Below are 22777 nucleotides of genomic sequence, written 5' to 3' on the forward strand. Positions count from 1 at the left end.
GTGCCGTTGGCGACGTCTGTGGTGTAGAAGGTCCAGGTGCCACCCCCGTATCGGGCGAGTCCTGGTGTTGCTCGGCCGGTTCCGGTCCAGTCGCCGACGAGGGGTGTGTCGGTGGGGAGGGTTCCGGGCCAGTTGATCTGTCGGTAGGTGATGCCGGTGCCGTTGGCGACGTCTGTGGTGTAGAAGGTCCAGGTGCCACCCCCGTATCGGGCGAGTCCTGGTGTTGCTCGGCCGGATCCGGTCCAGTCGCCGACCAGCGGGCGGTCCGAGGCCATCGTTCCGGGCCAGTTGATCTGGCGGTAGGTGACGCCGGTGCCGTTGGCGATGTCCGTCGTGTAGAACGTCCAGGTATTACCCCCGAACCGGGCCAGCCCGGGGGTGCGGGGCCCGGTCGAGACCGGTGCCGGCGGATGCTGCGCGATGTAGACCAGCGGATTGATCCTGTTGCCGGCGGGGTCGATCATGTGCCAGTGCAGGTGCGGCCCGGTCGAGGAACCGGAACCGGGGGCACCGGCTGCGCCGCCCGACCGGCCGACGACGGCGCCCGGTGGCACGGTGGCGCCGTCGGCCAGCAGGAACTCCGACAGGTGCAGGTACTGGCTGCGGTACCCGTCGGAGTGGTGGATGGTGACGGTGTGGCCGCCCGTGCCGTTGTACGGGGTGTTCCGGACCGTTCCGGCGCCGCACGCCGGCAGGGGCGTGCCGACCGGCATCCCGTAGTCGATCCCCCCGAGGGAACCGCGGGCGAGGTGCTCCGCCCACCCGTCCGTGACCCGGTAGCCGCCGAACGGGTTGTAGATCACCGGTGGTGCCGCCAGCGCGGTCGCCGGCCGGGCCAGGCCACCGAGTGTCACACCCGTCACCACCGCCGCCGTACCTCGCAGCAGTTCCCTGCGCCCTACCGCCGGCGACCCGCGAAGGTCGCCGCAGCAGGGCCGAGGCTCGGTCGTCGCCATAACCCGCGGTCTCCTCGCTCCTGACGAGGCCACCCCGCCGTCCATTGAGGACCCCGCGACGAAGCCTGGCATCCAAGTGCCTGTATTTCTACAGCAGCGCGTGGAGCGGGGCCAGATCGGTGTACGCGCGGCACGGGCGGCCCCGCGGGCGGGGGCGCGGCCTAAGCCTGCCGCTCCGCCCGGTGGGCCGCCGCGAGCCGCTTCGGCGCCCGGTCCTGCCACGCCTCGACGATCAGCTCGGCCAGCTCGTCGGGGTCGATCCGGTCGAGCCGGACGAGGACCGCCGGGTAGCCGTCGAAGTGCGGGGTGGTGAAGTAGACGGCCGGGTCGTCGGCGAGCAGCGCCTCCTTCGCCCCCAGGTCCGGCACCCGTACGCCGAGGACCGGACCGTCGGGCGCCGCCGCCCCCAAGGCGTCGAGGTCGGCGCGGCGCAGCGGTCGCTCCCAGACGAACGCCTTGTCGCGGACCTTCCATGCCGGCGCCCCCTGGTAGGACGGGTGCTCGCCCGTCTCCGGCAGACCCAGCGCGATCCGGCGTACGTCCTCCCACGTGGCCATGTCCCGACCCTACGCCCGACCCACGACACCCGGCGCCCGCTCGGCCGGCGCGGCGGTGGACCGTGGACGCAGGCCGGGCAGGAGCGGCAGCAGGGTGACGACGAGGCAGAACGCCGCCATGACCAGCAGGGCGGGGACGAGGCCGAGCGCGGTGGCCGACCAGCCGCCCAGCAGCGCGCCCAGCGGCAGGCCCGCGAACGCCAGCGACCCGGCCAGCCCGATCACCCGGGTCTGCAGGGCGGCCGGCACCCGCTCGTAGATCGCCACCCCGAGCAGCGGGTTGACCGCCGCGATGCCGATGCCGGAGGCGAACGTCACCGCCAGCACCACCGCCAGTTCCTCGCTCAGCGCCAGGACCAGCAGCCGCGGGGTGCCGCCGAGCGCCGCGCCGACCACGAAGGTCAGGTACCGGGGCAGCCGGGGCCCGTACGCCGTGAACAGCAGGTTGCCCAGCAGCGCGCCGGCCGAGAACGCCCCGAGCACCAGGCCCAGCCCGGCGGGACCGCGCAGCACGTCGGCCACCCAGAGCGGGATGTAGACGGCGACGCTCGCGTTGACCACCATGTTCAGCGCCGAGATCACCAGCAGCATGGTCAGCAGCATCCGGTCGCGGCCCAGGTGGCGGAACCCGCCCGCGAGCGCGCGCAGGTATCGCTCCGGCGCCGCCGGTTCCGACGCCTCGGCCGGCGGCCGGACCAGCAGGCCGACCAGCAGGGCGCAGGCGGCGAAGCTGGCGGCGTCGATGAGGAGCGCCTGCGTCACCCCGAACCACCAGACGAGCAGCCCGCCCAGCCCCGCTCCGAGCAGGGTGACCAGCCGGCCCAACCCGTCGTAGACGGAGGTCAGCCGGATCAGCCGGACCCCGGCGGCCTCGGCGGCCGGGCGGAACATCACGTGCTTGACCCGGTCGCCGACGCCCCGCAGCGCGCCCACCAGGGCGACCAGGGCGAGCAGCGCGCCGAACCCGAGCCATGGGGTGAGGGCCACCGCCGCCATCAGCGCGGCGCTGCCCGCGTCGGCCAGGATGGAGCTGCGGCGCAGCCCGATCCGGTCCGCCCAGGGCGTGCCCAGGGCGCTGGAGAGCAGGTAGGGCAGCGTCTCGGCAGCGGCCACCGCGCCCATCTTCGCCGGGCTGCCGGTGGTCTCCAGCACCAGCCAGGGGATGGCCACCACCGAGATCCGGCTGCCCAGGTTGGAGATCAGGTCGGCGGCGACCAGGACGGTCAGTTCCCGCCGGGGGGTCACGCCAGGCTGCCGATCGACGCCTCCGGGTGCTCGACCGACGACGGGTGGTCCGCGGCGTGGCGGGCCCGTAGCGCGCGCTTGTCCACCTTGGCCGAGCGGTTGAGCGGCAGGCGGTCGACGAACTCCACCCCGCCCGGCGCCCAGGTGTCGCTGAGCTCGGCGGTCACCAGGTCGATCAGCTCCCCGGCGGTCACCGTCGCGCCGGGCGCCGGCACCACGTAGGCGTACGGCAGTTCGCCCGCCGCCTCGTCCGGCACGCCGATCACCGCCGCCGCCCGCACCTGCGGGTGCCCGGCCAGGACGTCCTCGATCGGGCGGCAGTGGATCGGCCAGCTGCGCCGCCGGGTGAGGATCCGGTCCTGCAACCGGTCGACGAGGTAGAGGTAGCCGTCGGCGTCGAGGTGCCCGACGTCGCGGGTGCGGACCCAACCGTCGACGAGCGTCTCGGCGGTCAGCTCGGGTTGGCCGTGGTAGCCGGCGAAGCGCAGGTCGGTGTGCACCCACACCTCGCCGTCGGCGCCGGGCGGCAGCACCGTGCCGTCCTCGGCGCGGACCTCGACGCGTACGTCGCCGTAGGGTCGCCCGCAGGAGCGCAGCCGCTGCGGGTGCGCCGGGTCGTCGGTCAGCCCCGGCAGGGCGCTGACCACGACGGCCTCGCTGAGGCCGTACACGATGCGCAGCACCGGCCCGAAGCGGGCGATGGCCTGGCGCAGGCGGGCGGGCGCGGCGGGCCCGGCGCCCACGTTGAACATGAACATGGCGGAGAAGTCCGCGCCCTCCAGCGCCGGATGGTCGAGCACCTCGTAGAGCATCGGCGGCGTGACGAAGGTCGAGTTGATCCGCTCCCGGTCGAGGGTGGCGATGAACCGCGCCGGGTCCCAGCCGTCGCGGGGGAACAGCACCCCGCCGGTGAAGAGGTTGAACAGCGTGGTGATCTGGCCGCTGGCCAGCCACATCGGCGAGTGCGACAGGTGTCGCAGCGGCGGATGGCCGGCGGCGCGGAAGTCGGCGGCCAGGGCGAGGATCTGCGCGTAGAAACTCTCCCGGTGGTGCACCAGCTTCGGAGTGCCGGTGGTGCCGCTGGTCTGCAGGAAGGACTCCGGCGGCGGCACCTCGGCCGGCAGCTCGACCGCCCCGGCGCGCGCGACCGCGGCGAGGAGGTCCGGGCCCGCTCCACCCGGGCCGAGGCAGAGCACGGGTACGCCGGACAGCCCGGCGGCCAGCTCCGGGCCGAGGCCGGTCGGGTCCCGGGCGTCGTAGACGAACGCGTCGGGACGGGCCAGCCGGACGAACTCGTCGACCTCCCGGCGGGAGGTGACCGGGGCGACCCACATCGTCCGGCAGCCCAGCAGGTGCAGGGCGAGCTGCACCAGTGGCCCCTCCACCGGGTTGCCGAGCGCGAGCAGCACCGCCTGCCCCGGCCGTACGCCGTGCCCGAGCACGGTCGCGGCCAGCCCGCGCACCTGCGCGGCGGCCTCGGCGTAGCTGAGCCGGTGTCCGTTTCCGACCAGCGCCTCCCGGTCGCCGAAGCCCGCGAACAGCTCCAGCGCCCGGTGCACGTAGCCGGCCCGTCGCTCCGGTCGGTCGGTCATCCGACAGCCCTCTCGCCGCAGAAGTGTGGCCGTGCGCCGGGCAGCCCCGGGACGGCGCGGCGGCCGGGCGACCGCACCGCCGCCGTCCGTGAGCGTAGGTACCACCGGCTGTCACCGGACAGAGCCTGAACGGCGCTCCGGCCGGCCCGGAGGACATTTGATCGCGTCGATCAGGTTGATTGACGGTCGTGAAACGGGACGGCTAGGTTTCTGGACCATCGTCCAGGCGGTGCCGTCAGCGGACGGCCCTGGGCTGCCAACGATGGAGGTTCAATGTCGACTCCGAAGAGATGGCATGTCGTCGCGTCCGCCGCCGCCCTGCTCGTCGCCGGCACCCCGGCGATGGTGGCCAGCGCCGGCCCGTCGGACACCGGGGCGTCCCACCGGCGCACGGTCTGGGCGGGCAGCTGGGCCGCTGCGGTCACCAGGGGAAACGCGACCGGCCTGACCAACAACGGCCTCAACGACCAGAGCGTACGGATGGTCGTGCACACCACCGTCGGCGGAGAGCGGTTCCGGGTCCGGCTGAGCAACTCGTACGGCGAGCAGGCCGTGCGGGTCGGCCGCGCCACCGTCGCGAAGCCGAACACCGCGACCCCCGACGACCTGTCCGACATCGACACCTCGACCCTGCGGACGCTGACCTTCGGCGGCGCCACCTCGGCCACCATGAACCGCGGCGCCGAGCTGGTCAGCGATCCCGTCGCGCTGCCCGTCGGCGACCAGCAGGACCTGGTGCTGACGGTGCACTTCCCGACCCCCACCGGGCCGGTGACCTTCCACGGCCAGTCCCGGCAGACCAACTTCATCGGCGCCACCGACCTGACCTCCGCCGCCGGCGGGGCCGGGTTCACGATCCGGCCGAACTGCTGCTGGTTCTTCCTGTCGGGCATCGACGTGCAGCGCCGGCACAGCCCCGGCTCGGTGGTGGTCTTCGGCGACTCCATCGCCGACGGCAACGGCAGCACCGTCAACGCCAACAAGCGCTGGCCCGACCTGCTCGCCGACCGGCTCATCGACGCCCGCCCGGACGTACGCACCCCGGGCGTGCTCAACCTCAGCCTCGCCGGCAACCGGCTCAACCACGAGGGCCCGGAGCCCGGGGCGGGCGGCTTCCCCGGCTACCACGAACTCGGCCCCAACGCCTTGGCCCGGCTCGACGAGGACGTCTTCGCGCAGACCGACGCCCGGACCGTGATCACCCACGTCGGCATCAACGACGTCTGGATGTCGGGCGACTCCGCCGAGCAGATCATCGCCTCGCTGCGGCAGATCAACCAGCAGGTGAAGGCGCGCGGCCTGCGCAGCCTCGGGGCGACGCTCACCCCGTACGAGGGGCACGGCAACCCGGGGGTGTGGACGCCCGAGAAGGAGGCCACCCGGCAGGCGGTGAACACGTGGCTGCGCGGCAGCGACGAGTTCGACGGGCTGCTCGACTTCGACCGGGTGCTGCGCGATCCGGCGCAGCCGAGCCGGCTGCTGCCCGCGTACGACTCGGGCGACCACATCCACCCGAACGACGCCGGCAACCAGGCGCTGGCGAACGCCGTACCGCTGCGACTGCTCGGCCTGTGACACCGGCGCGGGCGGCGGGCGACCCCCGCCGCCCGCGGCGCCGTCGATGGGGGGACCGGAGGACTGTGGACGTCACCCAGCTGCTGACCCGTCTCTACAGCGACGAGGGCCGGCAGGACCCGTACCCCTGCTACGCCGCCCTGCACCGCCTGGGGCCCGTCAGCCCGGTGCCGGCGCGCGCCGAACACCGCTCGGTCGCCGCCGTCGCCGTCGGCTACGACCTGGTCAGCCAGGTGCTGCGCGACCCGCGGTGGTACAAGCAGGCCCCGCCGGGCTGGCGGGAGCAGGAGGTGCTGCGCACCCTCCAGACCTCGATGATGTTCGTCAACCCGCCGGAGCACACCCGGATGCGGGCGGTGTTCGCGAGGACCTTCACGCCGCGCCGGCTGGGCGCGCTGGAGCCGGCCGTGCACCGGGTCGTCGACGGGCTGCTGGACCGGATGGCCGACGCCGGGGACGACGGCCTCGACTTCGTCGCGGAGTTCGCGTACCCGCTGCCGGCCCTGGTGATGGCGGAGTTTATCGGCATCCCCGCCGGGGAGCTGGACTTCTACCGGCAGCGGGTGGAGCGCATCGACGAGTTCCTGGACGTGGCGGGCACGACCCCGCAGCGCCTCGCCGCCGCCAACACCGCCGCCGCCGAGCTGCGGGCCTTCTACGCGGAGCTGATCGCCAACCGGCGTCGCCGGCCCCGGGAAGATCTGATCAGCGCGCTGGTGGAGGCGGTCGACTCCGGCGACGTGGAGCTGACCGCCGACGAGCTGGTCAGCAACCTGATCGTGCTGTTCAACGCGGCCTTCGTCACCACCGTCTACATGTTCTCCAACGGGCTGCCGCTGCTGCTGGCCCACCCCGAGGTGGCCGCCGCGCTGCCCGGCGACGACGCGCTGACCCGGGGCGCCGTCGACGAGATCCTGCGGCTGGAGGCACCCGTGCACTTCCTGGCCCGGGCCGCGCCCCACGACACCGAGGTCGGCGGGGCGCCGGTCGGGCAGGACCGCAACGTGCTGCTGATCCTCGCCGCCGCCAACCGCGACCCGGCCCGCTTTCCCGACCCGGACCGTTTCGACCCGCGCCGGAGCGGCCCGCCGTCGCTGGCGTTCGGCGCCGGCCCGCACTTCTGCCTCGGCGCCGCCGTGTCCCGGCTGGAGGGCCGGCTCGCGCTGCCCCGGCTGCTGGCCCGTTTCCCCGGGCTCGCCGTCGCCGAGGCGCCGACGTACAGCGGCAGCCTCTTCCTGCGCGGCGTCGACAAGCTGACGGTGCATCCCCGAGGAGGTCTCGCGTGAGCGTCCATCCGCAGGTGGCGGCGTACCGGGCCGCCCGCGAGGCGGCCGGCACCCCGCCGCTGTACTCCCAGACGCTGGCCGAGGCCCGCGCCGCCGACCTCGCCGCGATCCGCGCCGGCGGCGGCGCGGTCGAGCCGGTGCACGAGGTACGCGACGCGATCGTGCCCGGCCCGGCCGGCGACCTGCCGGTGCGGATCCACCGACCGGCGGGGGAGGGGCCGCTGCCCACCCTGGTCTACTTCTTCGGCGGCGGATGGACGCTGGGCAGCGTCGACACGGCCGACGGCATCTGCCGGCGCCTCGCCAACGCGGTGCCCTGCCAGGTGGTCACCGTCGGCTACCGGCTGGCCCCGGAGCATCCCTTCCCCGCCGCCGTGCACGACTGCCACGCGGCCACCCGGTGGCTCGCCACGCACCCGGAGGAGTTCGGCGTCGACCCGCGGCGCGTGGCGGTCGGCGGGGACAGCGCCGGCGGCAACCTCGCCGCCGCCGTCACCCTGCTGGCCCGCGAGCGGGGCGGGCCCCGCCTCGCCGCCCAGTTGCTGGTGTACCCGAACACCGACCAGAGCGCCGAACCCGACGGCGACGGCGAGGACCCGCTGCTGTTCAACCGCCGCTCGGTCGCCTGGTACCGGGGCCACTACCTTCCCGACCCCACCGACGCGCGGCACCCGCTGGCGTCGCCGCTGCTCGCCGCGGACCTGACCGGCCTGCCGCCGGCGCTGGTGATCACCGCCGAGCACGACCCGCTGCGCGCCGAGGGGGAGCGGTACGCGCACCGGCTGCGCGACGCCGGGGTGCCCACCACCCTCACCCGGTACGCCGGCATGATCCACGGCTTCTTCGCCATGCCGGCGGCGTTCGACGACGGCCGGCGCGCCCAGGACGAGGCCGCCGCGTTCCTGCGCGCACGGCTCGGCGCGGCGGGTGGCGGCGCGGCGGGTGGCGGCGCGGTGGGTGGCGGAGCGCCCGACGTGGCGGCAGGCGGCGAGGCGCGCAGCGGACCGGCCGGCAGCGGGGCGACCGCCGCCGGCGCGACGGACGGCGCATCGGCCGGCAGCGCGGCGACCGCCAGTGGGGGCGGCGCCGGTGGGAAGGGAGACCGGTGATGGTGGAGGGCGTGCTGCCGAAGTCGGACCTGCCGGTGGCGCAGCCGTCGCCGGCCAGCCTGGCCGACTTCGCGGGGCTGGCCCGGGCGGTGCTGCCGCCCGACGTGTGGGACTACGTCGACGGCGGCAGCGGCGCCGAGACGACGCTCGCCGCGAACCGGCGCGCGCTGGACCGGGTGGCCGTGCTGCCCCGGGTGCTGCGCGGCGTGCGCACCCCGCGCACCGAGGCGCGGCTGCTCGGCGCGTCGTACGCCATGCCGGTGGCCGTGGCGCCGATGGCGTACCAGCGGCTGGTGCACCCCGACGGGGAGCTGGCGCTGGCCGCCGCCGCCGGCGCGGCCGGCGTGCCGTACGTGGCGAGCACCCTGGGCAGCGTGCCGATCGAGCAGATCGCGGAGACCGGCGCGACGGTCTGGTTCCAGCTCTACTGGCTGCGCGACCGGGGCCTGGTCGCTGACCTGCTGGACCGGGCGCACGCGGCGGGCTGCACCGCGCTCACGGTCACCGTGGACGTGCCGATCCTCGGCTCGCGGCGGCGCGACGTGCGCAACGCGTTCGCCATTCCGCCGCACGTCGTGGCGGCCAACCTCCCGGCCGGCCGGGACGACCTCGCGCACACCGCCACCCCGGGGGTCTCCGCCATCGCCGCCCACACCGGCGATGTCTTCGCGCCCGCGCTGACGTGGGCCGACCTGGAGTGGCTGCGCGGCCGTACCGCCCTGCCGCTGGTGGTGAAGGGCGTGCTGGACCCGCGCGACGCGGAGCTGGCGGTGGCCGCCGGCGCGGACGCCGTGGTGGTCTCCAACCACGGCGGCCGGCAGCTCGACGGGGCGCCGGCCACCGCGACCATGCTGCCGGAGGTGGTGGCGGCGGTGGCCGACCGGTGCGAGGTGCTGCTGGACAGCGGCGTGCGCGACGGCGTCGACGTGCTGCGCGCGCTCGCCCTCGGCGCGCGGGGGGTGCTGGTCGGCCGGCCGATGCTGTGGGCGCTCGCCGCCGGCGGCGAGGCCGGGGCCCGGACGGCGCTTGAGCTGCTGGCCGGCGAGTTCCGCGACGCCCTGGCGCTGGCCGGCTGCGCCGACCCGGCGGCCGCCCGCGAGCTGCGCGTGCTGACGGAGGGCTGAGCGGTGGCCGACCCGGTGGACCTGCACGTCGCCGACCTGCACCCTGCGGTCGACGACCCGGCGCTGAACTCGATGAACTTCCTCAACGAGGTGGCGCAGCACTACCCCGACGCGGTGTCGCTGGCGGCCGGCCGGCCCTACGAGGAGTTCTTCGACGTCGCGGCGCTGCACCGGCACCTGGAGAGGTTCCGCCGGCACCTGGCCGACGACCTCGGGCAGAGCCCCGCGCAGGTGCGGCGGACGCTGTTGCAGTACGGCCGCACCAAGGGCATCGTGCACCACCTCGTCGCCCGCAACCTCGCCGTCGACGAGGGGATGACCGTCGACCCGGAGGCGATCGTGGTGACCGTCGGCTGCCAGGAGGCGATGTTCCTGGTGCTGCGGGCGCTGCGGGCCGACCCGCGCGACGTGCTGCTCGCCGTCGCCCCGACGTACGTCGGGCTGACCGGTGCCGCCCGGCTGTTGGACCTGCCGGTGCGGCCGGTGCGGGGCGGCCCGGCCGGAATCGACCTGGCCGACCTGCGCGAGCAGGTGCGCCTCGCCCGGGCGGCGGGGCTGCGCCCACGCGCCTGCTACGTGATGCCGGACTTCGCCAATCCGTCCGGGACCAGCATCGGCCTCGCCGACCGGCGGCGGCTGCTCGACCTGGCCGCCGAGGAGGACCTGCTGCTGCTGGAGGACAACCCGTACGGTCTCTTTCCCGCCTCGGACGCCGGTCGGCCGCCGACGCTCAAGGCGCTGGACACCGCGCGGCGGGTGGTCTACCTGGGCTCGTTCGCCAAGACGGTGCTGCCCGGCGCGCGCGTGGGCTACGTGGTCGCCGACCAGCGTGTCGCCGGCGCCGACGGCACGGTGGGGCTGCTCGCCGACCAGCTCGCCAAGATCAAGAGCATGGTCACGGTGAACACCTCGGCCATCGCCCAGGCGGTGGTCGGCGGGGCGCTGCTGGAGCACGGGTGCAGCCTCGCGGCGGCCACCGTCCGGGAGCGGGCCGCGTACGGACGCAACCTGCGCCACCTGGTCGACGGCCTGGCCCGGCGCTTCCCGGCGGGCACCTCACCGGTGCGCTGGAACGTCCCTGCCGGCGGGTTCTTCGTCGTGGTCAGCGTGCCGTTCGGTGTCGACGACGCCCTGTTGCACCGCTCCGCCCGCGAGTACGGGCTGCTCTGGACGCCGATGGCGCACTTCTACGACGACGGCGCCCCGGTCGACGCGCTGCGGCTGTCGGTCAGCGCCGTCACCCCGGACCAGATCGATCTCGGGCTGGACCGGTTGGCCGCACTGGTCGCCGACGAGATGGCCCGCCGGGCGGCGACGGCCGACGTGGGATGACACACCGCGTTCACCGCACGGCAAAGCGCGACTGCCCGTGTTTCGCCGTCCTGGGTGGACACTCATAATGGACGCCATGGTCGCCTGGGAGTACGCGTTGCTGGTCCGCCGTTATCAGGGGCAGGGCCGCAACTTCCATGTCAGCTTCATCTGGTACGGCCCGGACGGGTCGCGCCGGGACATCACCGCGTACGGCGACACGGCGATCGCGCACCTCAACCGGGCCGGCCGGGAGGGCTGGGAACTGGTCTCCGCGGCCGAGGACGTGAACAACGTGCAGGGCAGCACCGAGGTGCACCGCTACCACCTGAAGCGGCCCGTCGCCTGAGGCCTCGGCCGCCCCCCTCCTCCCCCTCCTCCCCGCCGCCCCCGGGTGCGGCTCGGGTCCGCCCCGGGTCGGCCGCCCGGGTGCGGTCCGGGTCCGGCCGCCCCGGTGCCGGTTCGGAGCCCGCCATCATCCGTCGGCGCCATGTCGGGCGCGCGGCGTTGTTGCTAGCGTCTTCTCCCGCCGTCGCCGGCCGGTTGCCCGCCCGGGGCACCGACGCCGCGCGGCAGGAGGAGGAGCCGTGGCGGCAGGAGGAGACACGGCGCGGCCGACGGGCGGGCCGGCCCGGTTCGTCGTCGGCGTCGACTTCGGCACCCTCTCCGGTCGGGCGGTCGTGGTCGACGTCGCCGACGGCGTCGTGCGGGGCGAGGCCGTCCACCCGTACCGGCACGGGGTGATCACCGAGCGGCTGCCGGACGGCACGCCGCTGCCGCCGGACTGGGCGTTGCAGCATCCCGACGACCACCGCGAGGTGCTCCGCGTCGCGGTGCCCGCCGCGCTACGCGCCGCCGGGGTCCGTCCCGAGGACGTGTGCGGCATCGGCGTCGACGCCACCTCCTGCACGATGCTGCCCGCCCTCGCCGACGGCACCCCGCTCTGCGAGCTGCCCGACCTGGCCGGGCGGCCGCACGCGTACCCGAAGCTGTGGAAGCACCACGCCGCCCAGCGGCAGGCCGTCCGGATCAACGACGTCGCCGCCGCGCGCGGGGAGAGCTGGCTGCCCCGCTACGGCGGCCGGGTCTCCGCCGAGTGGCAGCTCGCCAAGGCGCTGGAGGTGCTCCAGGAGGACCCGGCGGTCTTCGACCGGGCGGAGCGCTTCATCGAGACCGCGGACTGGCTGGTCTGGCAGCTCTGCGGCCGGGAGACCCGCAACGTCTCCGCCGCGGGCTACAAGGGGCTGCGGCAGGACGGGCGGTACCCGTCGGCGGAGTTCCTGCGGGCCCTGCATCCCCGCCTCGACGGGCTGCTGCCCCGCGTCGACGGTCCGCTCGTGCCGATGGGCGCCCGGGCCGGCGGGCTCACCGCCGACGCGGCCGCGTGGACCGGGCTGCCGGTCGGGACCACCGTCGCGGCGGGCGCCATCGACGCGCACGTCACCGCCGCGGCGGCCCGCGCGGTCGAGCCCGGCCGGATGCTGGCGGTGCTGGGCACCTCCACCTGCCTGATCATGAACGCGGCGGCGTACCGCGAGGTGCCCGGCGTGTGCGGCGTGGTCGACGGGGGCGTCACCACCGGGGCCTGGGGCTACGAGGCGGGGCAGAGCGGGGTCGGCGACATCTTCGCCTGGTATGCCCGCAACGCCCTGCCGGCCGGCTACGCCGACGAGGCGCGCCGCCGGGGGCTCAGCCCGTACGAGCTGCTGGACACCCTCGCCGCCGACCAGCCGGTGGGCGGGCACGGGCTGCTGGCCCTGGACTGGCACAGCGGCAACCGCTCGGTGCTGATGGACCACGAGCTGAGCGGCGTACTGGTCGGGCTGACCCTGGCCACCCGGCCCGAGGAGATCTGGCGGGCGCTGCTGGAGGCCACCGCCTTCGGTGCCCGGACCGTCGTCGACGCGTTCACCGCCGCCGGGGTGGCCGTCGACGAACTGACCGTGGCCGGCGGACTGACCGACAACCGGTTGCTGCTGCGGATCTACGCCGACGTGCTCGGCCGGCCGCTGCACGTGGTCGACTCCACGCACCCGGCGGCGCTGGGCGCGGCCATCCACGCGGCGGTCGCCGCCGGTGCGTACCCGGACGTGCCGGCCGCCTCGGCGGCGATGGGCGCCGCCCGGCGCGAGACCTGGCACCCCGACCCGGCCCGGGCGGCGGCCTACGACGAGCTGTACGCCGAGTACCGCGCCCTGCACGACCACTTCGGCCGGGGCGGCACCGACGTCCTGCACCACCTCCGCACCCTCCGCCACCGCCCCCACTAACCCCACCCTTCCCGCCCCCACCCCACGCGTCGATCATGCAGTTGTGGTGGGCCGCGAAACGTCCTCAGAGTGGGCGAAACGGGCACCGGAACTGCATGATCGACGCGGTACCCGGGCGGTCACCCCGGGGGCAGCGGGCGGCGTGCGGGGACGGGGACGCCCCCGCCCGGTGGGCCGGGCGGGGGCGTCGGGTGGTGCGGTTCAGCCGAGGTCGACGGCCGGGTAGAGGGGGAAGCCGGTCAGCAGGTCGCTGGCCTGCTTGGCGACCCGGTCGGCGACGGCCGGGTCGAGGACGTACTTGGCCTTGGACGCGGTGCCGTCCGGGTTCGCGCCCGGCTTGGTCTGGCTGAGCACGGTGTGGATCAGCTCGGCCGTCTCGTCCATCTGCGCGGTGCCCAGCCCCCGGCTGGTGAGCGCCGGGGTGCCGATCCGGATGCCGGAGGTGTACCAGGCGCCGTTCGGGTCCTGCGGCACGGAGTTGCGGTTGGTGACGATGCCCGAGTCGAGCAGCGCCTGCTCGGCCTGCCGGCCGGTCAGCCCGTAGCCGGAGACGTCGATCAGCACCAGGTGGTTGTCGGTGCCGCCGGTGACCAGCTTGCCGCCGCGCCGCAGCAGCCCCTCGGCGAGTGCCTGGGCGTTGTCGACGATCCGCTGGGCGTAGTCGGCGAAGTCGGGGCGGCGGGCCTCGGCGAGGGCGACGGCCTTGGCGGCCATCACGTGCGGCAGCGGGCCACCGAGCACCATCGGGCAGCCCCGGTCGACCTGGTCGGCCAGCTCGGGCTGGCAGAGCACCATGCCGCCGCGCGGACCGCGCAGCGACTTGTGCGTGGTGGTGGTGACGATGTGCGCGTGCGGCACCGGGTCGAAGTCGCCGGTGAAGACCTTCCCGGCGACCAGGCCGGCGAAGTGCGCCATGTCGACCATGAAGGTGGCGCCGACCGAGTCGGCGATCTCCCGCATGATCCGGAAGTTGACCTTCCGCGGGTACGCCGAGTAGCCGGCGACCAGGATCAGCGGCTTGAACTCGCGTGCCGCCTCGGCGACCTTGTCGTAGTCCACGAGGCCGGTGACCGGGTCGGTGCCGTAGCTGCGCTGGTCGAACATCTTGCCGGAGATGTTCGGCCGGAACCCGTGGGTGAGGTGGCCGCCGGCGTCCAGCGACATGCCGAGCATCCGCTGGTTGCCCAGCTCCCGGCGCAGTGCGAACCAGTCCGCCTCGGTGAGGTCGTTGACCTGCCGCACCTGGGCCTTCTTCAGCGCCGGCGACTCCACCCGGTCGGCCAGGATCGCCCAGAACGCCACCAGGTTGGCGTCGATGCCGGAGTGCGGCTGCACGTACGCGTGGGCGGCGCCGAACAGCTCCCGGGCGTGCTCGGCGGCGAGCGCCTCGACGGTGTCGACGTTCTGGCAGCCCGCGTAGAAGCGGCGGCCGACGGTGCCCTCGGCGTACTTGTCGCTGAACCAGTTGCCCATGGTCAGCAGAGTCGCGGGGGAGGCGTAGTTCTCGCTGGCGATGAGCTTGAGCGACTCGCGCTGGTCGGCGAGTTCGGCGCCGATGGCGTCGGCCACCCGGGGCTCGACGGCGCGGATCACCTCGAGGGCGCTGCGGAAGGCGGTGGATTCGGCGTTCAGCGACGACATGCGACCTCCAGTGACGTGCGGAAGGCCCAGGCGCTCGGCATGCGTCCTCATGACGGGACCGCTTCCCGATGGTTCTCCATCCCTACGCGCCAGTCACGGCCCGTGCCGATCCTACCGGGTCGACCCCGGCGGTCCCCGGCCCACCTCGTCCCGGCGGCGGCCCCCGGCGGGGTGGGCGGGTGTCGACGTGGGGATTAACCGGCCCTGGTGGTCGCCGCCGAGGACGACGGGATCGGCACGGCGGCGGAGCGGCTGCGGCGCGACGGGGGGCGCGGGTGGATCCCGTCCGGGCCGACCTGACCCGCGCCGAGGGGGTCGAGGAGCTGGCGGCGGCGGTGGCCGCGACCGGCCGCCCGGTCGACGCGCTGGCCCTCAACGCCGGGCGGGGCGCCGGCGGGGAGTTCGTCGGGGGCACCACGCTCGCGGACGAGCTGGCCGTCGTCGACCTGAACGTGCGCTCGACGGTGCACCTGGCCAAACTGCTGCTGCCGGGCATGGTGCGGCGCGGCGCCGGCCGGGTCCTGTTCACCTCGTCGATCGCCGCCACCATGCCGGGGCCCTTCCAGGCCGTCTACAACGCCTCGAAGTCGTTCGTGCAGTCCTTCGCGGAGGCGCTGCGCAACGAGCTGAAGGACACCGGCGTGACGGTGACCCCGCTGATGCCGGGGCCGACCGACACGGAGTTCTTCGCCCGTGCCGAGATGGAGGACACCCGGGTCGGCTCGGGACGCAAGGACGACCCGCGGACCGTGGCCGAGCAGGGCTTCGCGGCGATGATGCGGGGCGACCAGACGGTGACCGCGGGTTCGCTGCTCAACAAGGTGCAGACCGCCGCCGGCAAGATCGTCCCGGACAAGCTCAAGGCGGCGCAGCACCGCAGGATGGCCGAGCCGGGCTCCGGCAGCTGACCCTTCCGGATCGCGGCGGGCCGGTCGTGGGGCCCGCCGCCGGTGCGGGGAAACTTCGCGGCCGGGCGCGCCGCTGCCTATGATCGGCGGCATGGCGGGGGAGGAGGGCGAGGGCGGCAGCCTGCTCGCCATCAGCGACCTGCACGTCGGTCACCGGGACAACCGGGAGGTGGTCGAAGGGCTGCGCCCCGGATCGCCGGGGGACTGGCTGCTGGTCGCCGGGGACGTGGGCGACACCGTGGCCGACGTGGAGTGGGCCCTCGGCCTGCTCAGCCGCCGCTTCGCGAAGGTGGTCTGGGCGCCGGGCAACCATGAACTGTGGACCCCGCCGGCCGACCCGGTGGCGCTGCGCGGGACCGCGCGCTACGCGTACCTGGTCGACGCCTGCCGGCGGCTGGGCGTGCTGACCCCGGAGGACCCGTACCCGGTGTGGCGGGGGGCGGGCGGGCCCGTGGTCGTGGCGCCGCTGTTCCTGCTCTACGACTACAGTTGGCGTCCGGACGGGTTCGACACCCCCGAGGCGGCGCTGGAGGAGGCGTACCGGACGGGGATCGTGTGCACCGACGAGTTCCTGCTGCACCCCGACCCGTACCCGAGCCGGTCGGCCTGGTGCGCCGCCCGCGTCGCCGAGACCGCGCGGCGGCTCGCCGAACGGGAGCCGGGACTGCCGACGGTGCTGGTCAACCACTGGCCACTGCTGCGCGAGCCGACCCGGGTGCTGCGCTACCCGATCTTCGCCCAGTGGTGCGGCACCGAGTCCACCGCCGACTGGCACCTGCGCTTCGACGCCGCCGCAGTGGTCTACGGCCACCTGCACATTCCCCGTACCACCTGGCACGACGGGGTGCGGTTCGAGGAGGTCTCGGTGGGCTACCCGCGGGAGTGGCGGCCCCGGGCCGCGCCCCCGGCGCTGCGGCGGATCCTGCCCGGGCCCCCGGCGTGACGACGGGCCCCGGCGCACCGGGGCCCGTGGAGTGCCGTCCGCTCAGGCCGTCACGGCGTCCAGCGACTTCTTGATCGCCTTCGGGTCGGTCGGCTTGCGGGGCGCGTCGGCGCGCAGCTCGATCATCCGCTCGCCGATCTCCTGGAGCTGCTTACGGCCGAGGGCCTCGCGCACCTTCGGGAACCACTCCTGCTCCTCCTCCTCGACGTGGTGCAGGACGTTCTCGATCAGCACCGTGGTCTTGGCGTTGAAGCGCTCGTCGGCGGCGTCCATGGTGAACAGCTCGGCGCAGAGCACGTCGGCGACGTGGTGTTCCTCGTACGACTCGAGGATGTCGTCCTCCAGGTCGGGCAGGAGCCTGCGGACCTCGGGATACATCACCTCGTTCTCGAGGTAGGTGTGCACCGTGAGGGCTTCCAGGATCTCGTTCACCAGCTTCTGCCGCCGCGCCGCCGGACCCTCCTCGGCATCCTGGAACGCCTTGAACAGGCGGCGCATCTCCTTGTGGTCCTCTTTCAACAGGACGATGGCATCGGTGGACACCGTTGACCTCCTCGCTCGTCTGACACCTCCTCCCGTACCCCCGCTGTGAGCAGCGAAAACGGGTGGGGCCCGGCGGATCACCGCCGGGCCCCACCACTGGTCGTGCCGTGCTGTTACTTCACCACGTTGTACGCGTTGACCATGCCGGTGCCGTAGAAGCCGTTGCGCTTGCCGCCGGAGCAGGTCGCGTCGTAGGCGTTCGGGCCGGCCGCGATCAGCGGCACCGGGTTGTAGACGCCACCGGGGCAGGCGATCGCCTCGGCGGTGTTGCCCAGGAAGGCCGACAGCTGACCCGAGGTCATGCCCGGGTGCGCCGAGACGGCCAGGGCGGCCACGCCGGCGGCGTGCGGCGAGGACATCGAGGTGCCCTGCTTGTAGCCCCAGCCGTTGGTCTTCGTGGTGGTGTTGTAGGTGGTGGACAGGATGCCGTCGGCGAGGGTCGAGCTGGCACCCCGGGTACGGAAGCGGGTGTCGCCACCCGGCGCCGTCACCTCGATGACGCCCTGGCCGTACGAGGAGTAGTAGCTCTTCTGCCCGGTCGGGCCGACCGCCGACACCGTCACCACGCCCGGCGCCTCGCCCGGCAGGACGAGGCAGGAGTTGGTGAGGTTCTCGCGCTCCTCGGGCGTCCCGTTGTTCGGGCTGCCCGTGTCGGTGATCTTGTGAGTGAGGTCGAAGTTCGAGTTACCCGCGGACGCCACGTGCAGCACGCCCTTGCTCTGCGAGTAACGCAGGGCCCGCTGGACCGCCTTCCACACCGGACGCTGGCGCGCGTCGTTGCGGCAGTTGAGCTCCCACGGGTCGATGTAGTAGCTGTTGTTGGTCACCCGCATGCCCTGCTCGGCGGCCCACATGAACCCGCAGACCGCGGCCCGGGGAAGATGTAGCCGTCGTCGTTGACCACCTTGACGGCGGCCACCTTGACGCCCGGGGCGACACCGGTCACCCCGACGCCGTTGACGGCGGCGGCGATGGTGCCGGCCACGTGGGTGCCGTGGTCGGAGGTGGTCGGGTTCCAGGCGGACTCGGTGTGTCGGTGACCCCACCGATGCAGGACGTGCTCTTGTTCTTCGCGATCTGGCTGGCCAGGTCGGGGTGGCTGGAGGAGATGCCGCTGTCCAGCATGCCCACCACCACGTCGGCGCGGCCGGCGTTGACGGCGTGGGCCTGCGGGACGTCGATCATCGGCATGTCCCACTGCTGACCGAAGAGGGGCTCCTTGGTCGGGTCGGCGGTCGTGTTGGCCGCCTCGGCCGCGGAGACCTCCAGGGTCTCGCCCTCGTCGAGGGATGCACGCCTCCGCAGGCTCCAGCGCCGTGGCGTCCGGTGGCGTTACACGCGTCCGCAGGGCCCGGGCGGGGGTGTCAGACGGTCGCCAGGGTGTGGGGGATCTCGTCGAGCAGCTCCCGGGCGAGGAAACCGATGCGGCCGAACCGGGGGACCAGCCGCTGACCGCTCACCGCGTGGGCGAACGCCCCCCAGCAGGCGGCCTGTGCCGGCTCCGCACCCCGCGACAGCAGCCCGGCCAGCAGCCCGGCGCGGACGTCCCCGCTGCCGGAGGTGCCCAGACCGGCGTCGCCGCTCTCCTCCCGCCAGCTCCGGCCGTCGGGGGTGGCGATGTGGCCGTAGAGCGACACCACCGCGTCGTACCGGCGGGCCAGCTCCGTCGCCTCGGCGTCGAGGTCGTCGCCGGGCTCCCGGTCGAGCAGGTGCCGGGCCTCGGTGAGGTTGGGGGTGAGCACCACCGGCCGGCCGGATCCGACCAGCAGGTCCGGGGCGTGGCTGAGGGCCCCCAGGGCGTACGCGTCGAGCACGAGCGACGTCTCCGGACCGGCCGCGTCGAGCACCAGGCGCAGCAGGCGCCCGGTCTCGTCGATGTCCTTCAGGCCGGGGCCGACGGCCACCACGTCCGCCTCGGCCACCAGGTCGCCCAGCAGCTCGCCGGGCCGTCCCGCGACCGCCCCCTCGGCGGTCTCCGGCAGCCCCACCACCAGCGCCTCGGGCACCTGGATGCTCAGCGCGGCGGCGGTGGACTCGGCGGCGGCGAGCTGGAGCACGCCGGCCCCGGCCCGCAGCGCGGCCACGCCGGCGAGCAGCACCGCGCCGGGGGTGAACCGCGAGCCGCCGACCACCAGCACCGTGCCCCGGGCCTCCTTGCCGCCGGTCGGCACGGGCAGCGCCCAGTCCCGCAGCAGGCCGGGGGTGATCACCCGGGTGTCAGACCGGTTCGGCATGGACCTCGTCCTCCCTGGTCGGTCGGGCGCCCTGCTCGCGCAGGTGACCGACGTCGTTGAACACGTCGGGGGTCAGCCGGCCGTCGGTCCCGGCGGACCAGCCGGTGATCGAGCAGTTGGCGATGACATGCTCGCGGGTCAGCGCCATCAGCTCCGCCTCGGTGAGCCCCTCCACGAGGTAACGGGTCAGGAAGACCAGGGCGTCGTGGCCGAACAGCAGCACGCGCCGGCCCTCGTGGTCGCGGCGCAGGTCCCCGAGGAGGGCACGCAGGCGCAGCGCCACGTCGGTCCAGGACTCCCCGCCCGGCGGCCGGTAGTAGAACTTGCCGAGCCGGTCGCGGCGCGCCGCCTCCTCCGGGTGCCGCCGGCGCACCCCCTGCCCGGTCAGGCCGTCCAGGATGCCCAGCTCCCGGTCGCGCAGCCGCTCGTCGCGGCTGAGCGGGATCCCGGTGCCGGCCAGGGCCAGCTCGGCGGTCCGCACCGCCCGCAGGTACGGCGACACCACCGCCACGTCCGGCCGGCGGGCCTCGGGCAGCCCGGCCAGCCACCGCGCGGTGGCCCGGGCCTGCTCCTCCCCGGTCGGGCTCAACGGCACGTCCGCGTCCCGGTGGGTCAGGTCGATCAGCTCGGCGCCGGACGCCTCGGCCGCCGTGGCCGCCACGTTCGCCGTGCTCTCGCCGTGCCGGACGATCCAGAGCGTCGCCAGTTCCGCCATGCGGCAACCCCTACCCGCAAGCCCGCCCCGGGTAACCGCGCCGGCGACCGGTGTCGTTCGGCCGGGGCAGCGGACGGAGACGGCGCGCCGGGCGCCGGTTGCGCACCCGGCCCCCGGCGCACCGGTCAGCGCCGGCGGTCCGGCGTGGGACGGGCGACCTCGCAGACCTCCCGCCGGATCTCCTCCAGCCGGTCGGCCAGCTCCCGCGGCCGGCTCAGGGCCACCGGGTGCCCGCCGTCCATCTCGTCCGGGGCGATCCCCAGCCGGTCGGAGACCAGCTTCCGCAGGAAGTCGATCGGGAAGAAGCGGTCACCCCGGCAGAGCAGCGCCCGGGTCGGCACGTCCGGCCAGGCGGCGAGCGGCCAGGGCTTCCCGAACGGCGTCGCCGACTGGTCCCGGGCGTTCGCCGTGGCCTCCTCGACCAGCCGGGGCGGCAACTCGTGGAAGAAGACGACATTCGGGTCCTCGCCCTGCTCAGGCGTCCAGCCCTCGCGTTCGGCCTGGACCCGTCGGGCCTGCGCGTAGCCGGTGCCGCTCCACCACTCGCCCGGCGACTCACCGGGGGCGGGCACCATCGGGGTCAGCAGGACGAGCAGGTCCGCGTGGACCCGGTCGCACACCAGCGGGCCGGTGAACGCGCCGAACGACTGGGCCACGACGACCAGGTCCGTGCGGTCCCCGACGGCCCGGACGGCGGCGTCGGCGTACTCCGCCAGGCCCGCCGAGTCGTCGTCGCACGGCAGGTCGACCGCCACCACGTCGTGCCCCCGGTCACGCAACTGCTTCGCCAGCAGGTGCCAGTACCAGGGCCCGCTGCCCGCGGGCGGGATCAGAACGTAGGTCGCCACGTCAGTGAACCTCCAGCTCCGGGGAGTGGCCGATGGCCCGCGCGGGCAACGCGTCGCGGCGCCGGGCCCCGTGGCGTCGGTCGTCGTACCGGTCGTGGTGCCGCCACCACTGCTGCGGATATTCCAGCCCCTCCTCCTGCCGGCCCAACGCCGTCAGGTCGAGGTAGTTGTAGGTGTTGATCAACGCGTCGCCGCCCCGGGAGAAGGACGAGTAGGTGTGGAAGACGTCCGCCCCGTCACGGAGGAACACGCTCAGCCCGGAGCATTCCGCGTCGTCCCTGGTGGCCCCGAAGTCGGGATTGAAGTCCCCACCGAAGGACGAGAACCAGGCAACGGTCCACCCCATCCGCCGCCGGAACGGCTCGATCCTGCTCAGCGGCGCCCGGGACACCAGCACCAGGCTGGTGTCCCGGGCGTGCAGGTGAGCCGGGTGGCCGAGGTTGTCGACCTGTAGGGAGCAGCCCACGCAACCCTCGTCCCAGTCCGGGTGGAACATGAAGTGCCGGACGACGAGCTGGCGACGACCGTCGAAAAGACCCGGCAGATCCACCGGGCCGTCCGGGGAGTCGAAGACGTACTCCTTGTCGATCCGGACCATCGGTAGCCGGCGCCGCTGAGCGCTCAACGCGTCGCGTGCCCGGGTGAGCTCCTTCTCGCTGACGAGCAGTTCCGCACGGGCCGCCGCCCACTCGTCTCGGCTGACAACTCTCGGCTGGGTCATGGCGTCTCTCCTGCCTCCGTCCCTTCCGGCGACGTCAGCGTCGCGCCGCACCGCCGGCCACCCCATTGAGACGGCGGGGCGCGTAGGAACTCATCGCCGCCGCCAACCGTCAACGGGTCAGCGGCAGCCCGAAGGCCGGAAAGACGCGGGGCGGGAACGCGGTGACCTCCGCGACCTCGCCATCCTCGATGCGGAGCACGTCGAGGCCCAGCGCGTGGTAGCGGGACCGGCCCGGTTCACGCACGTAGCAGGCGACGGCGGGCTGGCGGTTGGCCCGGGTGGGCACGTGACACCAGTCCTTCCAGGCGGTGGGCCCGACCAGCGCGGGCGCCCAGCACTCGATGATCGCGTCCCGTCCCTCGTACCAGGTCGGCTTGGGCGGCATGGTGAAGCGGGCATCCTCGCGCAGCAACGCCGCCAGCGCCGTCAGGTCGGCGCTTTCGGTCGCCGCCACGTACCGCTGGAGCACCGCTCGTTCCTCGGCGCTCGGGTCGGTCGCCGCCGGCCACTCCGTCCGTCGTTCCGGCAGGCGCTGCCGGAGGGTGGCGCGCGCCCGTTGCAGGGCGCTGTTGACCGCGGCGACCGTGCCGTCGAGCAGCGCGGCGGTGTCCGCCGCCGGCCAGCCGAGCACGTCGCGCAGGATGAGCACCGCCCGTTGCCGGGGCGGTAGGTGCTGGATCGCGGCGAGGAACGCCAGCTCGATGGTCTCCTTGGCCACCAGTGCCGCGTCCGGCTCGACGTCGGGCGGGGCGGGCGGATCGAGCAACCGGTCCGGATAGGGCTGGAGCCAGGGGATCTCCGCCTGCGGCAACGAGGCCCGGCCGGGCCCGGAGACCCGCGACGACGTCGGCGCGACGAGCGGACCCGGCTGCCGCTGGCGGCGGTCGAGGAAGTCGAGACAGGCGTTGGTGGCGATCCGGTAGAGCCAGGCCCGCACGGTGGAGCGGCCCTGGAAGCTCTCCCGGCTGCGCCAGGCCCGCAGGAACGTCTCCTGCACGAGATCCTCGGCGTCGTCGAACGACCCGAGCATCCGGTAGCAGTGCACCTGCAACTCCCGCCGGTGCCGGTCGGTCAGCTCCGCGAAGGCCTGCTCGTCGCCCGACCGGAGGGCCGCGCCGGCCACGGTCACCCCGCTCCCGCCCGATCCCGCGCCACCTTCGCCCACGAACCGTCCCCCGTCCCGGTCATCGGATCATCGA

General features: G+C 74.3%; 22 protein-coding genes, 1 pseudogene and 1 riboswitch. Of the genes and pseudogenes, 10 read left to right on the top strand and 13 right to left on the bottom strand.

Annotation, left to right across the window (positions count from 1 at the left end):
• The 4 genes from ACLQ22_RS15880 to ACLQ22_RS15895 all read right to left on the bottom strand — a co-directional run.
• Nucleotides 1-863, bottom strand: an 863-nt coding sequence (locus tag ACLQ22_RS15880; protein WP_425692947.1) for a M23 family metallopeptidase, incomplete at its 3' end; no start/stop codon positions are given.
• Between the two features lie 254 nt (nucleotides 864-1117).
• The gene (locus ACLQ22_RS15885; RefSeq protein WP_425692948.1) at nucleotides 1118-1513 is read right to left on the bottom strand and encodes an MmcQ/YjbR family DNA-binding protein; all 396 of its coding nucleotides are present in this window, start codon (nucleotides 1511-1513) and stop codon (nucleotides 1118-1120) included.
• Between the two features lie 9 nt (nucleotides 1514-1522).
• Nucleotides 1523-2758, bottom strand: a complete 1236-nt coding sequence (locus ACLQ22_RS15890) for an MFS transporter (RefSeq protein ID WP_425692949.1) — start codon at nucleotides 2756-2758, stop codon at nucleotides 1523-1525.
• Nucleotides 2755-4350 (bottom strand): class I adenylate-forming enzyme family protein, encoded by a 1596-nt coding sequence (locus ACLQ22_RS15895; RefSeq protein ID WP_425692950.1) that lies wholly within the window; start codon nucleotides 4348-4350, stop codon nucleotides 2755-2757. Before ACLQ22_RS15895 ends, ACLQ22_RS15890 begins: the two co-directional genes overlap by 4 nt.
• A gap of 273 nt (nucleotides 4351-4623) precedes the next feature.
• Here ACLQ22_RS15895 and ACLQ22_RS15900 point away from each other — a divergent pair, with 273 nt between their 5' ends.
• The 7 genes and pseudogenes from ACLQ22_RS15900 (at nucleotide 4624) to araB (ending at nucleotide 13025) form a co-directional block, all read left to right on the top strand.
• Nucleotides 4624-5925 (top strand): SGNH/GDSL hydrolase family protein, encoded by a 1302-nt coding sequence (locus ACLQ22_RS15900; protein WP_425692951.1) that lies wholly within the window; start codon nucleotides 4624-4626, stop codon nucleotides 5923-5925.
• 65 nt (nucleotides 5926-5990) lie between these two features.
• Nucleotides 5991-7211: a cytochrome P450 gene (locus tag ACLQ22_RS15905; protein ID WP_425692952.1), complete on the top strand. Its 1221-nt coding sequence runs from the start codon at nucleotides 5991-5993 to the stop codon at nucleotides 7209-7211.
• Nucleotides 7208-8125, top strand: a pseudogene (locus ACLQ22_RS15910) (alpha/beta hydrolase); the annotation flags it as partial. The gene ACLQ22_RS15905 and the pseudogene ACLQ22_RS15910, both read left to right, overlap by 4 nt.
• Nucleotides 8126-8319: 194 nt before the next feature.
• The gene (locus tag ACLQ22_RS15915) at nucleotides 8320-9444 is read left to right on the top strand and encodes an alpha-hydroxy acid oxidase (RefSeq protein WP_425692953.1); all 1125 of its coding nucleotides are present in this window, start codon (nucleotides 8320-8322) and stop codon (nucleotides 9442-9444) included.
• A gap of 3 nt (nucleotides 9445-9447) precedes the next feature.
• Nucleotides 9448-10776, top strand: a complete 1329-nt coding sequence (locus tag ACLQ22_RS15920) for a PLP-dependent aminotransferase family protein (protein WP_425692954.1) — start codon at nucleotides 9448-9450, stop codon at nucleotides 10774-10776.
• Nucleotides 10777-10843: 67 nt separating this feature from the next.
• Nucleotides 10844-11104, top strand: a complete 261-nt coding sequence (locus ACLQ22_RS15925) for a hypothetical protein (RefSeq protein WP_121398707.1) — start codon at nucleotides 10844-10846, stop codon at nucleotides 11102-11104.
• 238 nt (nucleotides 11105-11342) lie between these two features.
• A complete protein-coding gene (gene araB, locus ACLQ22_RS15930; RefSeq protein WP_425692955.1) occupies nucleotides 11343-13025 on the top strand; it encodes a ribulokinase in 1683 nt (560 codons plus the stop codon).
• A gap of 201 nt (nucleotides 13026-13226) precedes the next feature.
• Here araB and ACLQ22_RS15935 read toward each other — a convergent pair whose 3' ends face one another.
• On the bottom strand, nucleotides 13227-14666 hold the full coding sequence (locus ACLQ22_RS15935) for a glycine hydroxymethyltransferase (RefSeq protein ID WP_425692956.1): 1440 nt from the start codon (nucleotides 14664-14666) through the stop codon (nucleotides 13227-13229).
• Nucleotides 14667-14683: 17 nt separating this feature from the next.
• Nucleotides 14684-14773: riboswitch (ZMP/ZTP riboswitch) on the bottom strand.
• Between the two features lie 168 nt (nucleotides 14774-14941).
• Between ACLQ22_RS15935 and ACLQ22_RS15940 the strand changes: the two genes are divergently transcribed.
• Together ACLQ22_RS15940 and ACLQ22_RS15945 are read left to right on the top strand one after the other, a co-directional pair.
• Entirely contained in the window at nucleotides 14942-15574 is a 633-nt protein-coding gene (locus tag ACLQ22_RS15940) for an SDR family NAD(P)-dependent oxidoreductase (protein ID WP_425692957.1), read from the top strand.
• A 91-nt stretch (nucleotides 15575-15665) separates the two neighbouring features.
• On the top strand, nucleotides 15666-16517 hold the full coding sequence (locus ACLQ22_RS15945; protein ID WP_425692958.1) for a metallophosphoesterase family protein: 852 nt from the start codon (nucleotides 15666-15668) through the stop codon (nucleotides 16515-16517).
• A 42-nt stretch (nucleotides 16518-16559) separates the two neighbouring features.
• Here the strand turns inward: ACLQ22_RS15945 and ACLQ22_RS15950 are convergent, their stop codons facing one another.
• The 3 genes from ACLQ22_RS15950 to ACLQ22_RS15960 all read right to left on the bottom strand — a co-directional run bounded on the left by ACLQ22_RS15950 (nucleotide 16560) and on the right by ACLQ22_RS15960 (nucleotide 18114).
• A complete protein-coding gene (locus tag ACLQ22_RS15950) occupies nucleotides 16560-17060 on the bottom strand; it encodes a hemerythrin domain-containing protein (RefSeq protein WP_366643232.1) in 501 nt (166 codons plus the stop codon).
• Between the two features lie 113 nt (nucleotides 17061-17173).
• Entirely contained in the window at nucleotides 17174-17893 is a 720-nt protein-coding gene (locus ACLQ22_RS15955) for a S8 family peptidase (protein ID WP_425692959.1), read from the bottom strand.
• Complete coding sequence (locus ACLQ22_RS15960; protein ID WP_425693055.1) at nucleotides 17884-18114, bottom strand: S8 family serine peptidase; 231 nt, start codon at nucleotides 18112-18114, stop codon at nucleotides 17884-17886. Before ACLQ22_RS15960 ends, ACLQ22_RS15955 begins: the two co-directional genes overlap by 10 nt.
• Between ACLQ22_RS15960 and ACLQ22_RS15965 the strand changes: the two genes are divergently transcribed.
• Nucleotides 18097-18264, top strand: coding sequence for a hypothetical protein (locus ACLQ22_RS15965; protein WP_425693062.1), 168 nt, complete (start codon nucleotides 18097-18099; stop codon nucleotides 18262-18264). The two genes, ACLQ22_RS15960 and ACLQ22_RS15965, sit on opposite strands and share 18 nt — an antisense overlap.
• Before the next feature lie 160 nt (nucleotides 18265-18424).
• On the opposite strand, the gene ACLQ22_RS15970 is transcribed toward ACLQ22_RS15965, so the two are convergent.
• From ACLQ22_RS15970 to ACLQ22_RS15990, 5 genes are all read right to left on the bottom strand, one after another.
• Complete coding sequence (locus ACLQ22_RS15970) at nucleotides 18425-19294, bottom strand: NAD(P)H-hydrate dehydratase (RefSeq protein WP_425692960.1); 870 nt, start codon at nucleotides 19292-19294, stop codon at nucleotides 18425-18427.
• Nucleotides 19278-20009: a histidine phosphatase family protein gene (locus ACLQ22_RS15975; protein WP_425692961.1), complete on the bottom strand. Its 732-nt coding sequence runs from the start codon at nucleotides 20007-20009 to the stop codon at nucleotides 19278-19280. Before ACLQ22_RS15975 ends, ACLQ22_RS15970 begins: the two co-directional genes overlap by 17 nt.
• Nucleotides 20010-20134: 125 nt before the next feature.
• A complete protein-coding gene (locus tag ACLQ22_RS15980) occupies nucleotides 20135-20857 on the bottom strand; it encodes an alpha/beta hydrolase (protein ID WP_425692962.1) in 723 nt (240 codons plus the stop codon).
• Between the two features lies 1 nt (nucleotide 20858).
• Entirely contained in the window at nucleotides 20859-21578 is a 720-nt protein-coding gene (locus tag ACLQ22_RS15985) for a DUF899 domain-containing protein (protein ID WP_425692963.1), read from the bottom strand.
• A 109-nt stretch (nucleotides 21579-21687) separates the two neighbouring features.
• Nucleotides 21688-22743 carry a sigma-70 family RNA polymerase sigma factor gene (locus ACLQ22_RS15990; RefSeq protein WP_425692964.1) on the bottom strand — a complete coding sequence of 352 codons (1056 nt, stop codon included), beginning with the start codon at nucleotides 22741-22743 and terminating at the stop codon, nucleotides 21688-21690.
• Nucleotides 22744-22777 lie beyond the last annotated feature (34 nt).

The sequence above is a fragment of the Micromonospora sp. DT178 genome (assembly GCF_049841695.1).
Classification (GTDB): Bacteria; Actinomycetota; Actinomycetes; order Mycobacteriales; family Micromonosporaceae; genus Micromonospora.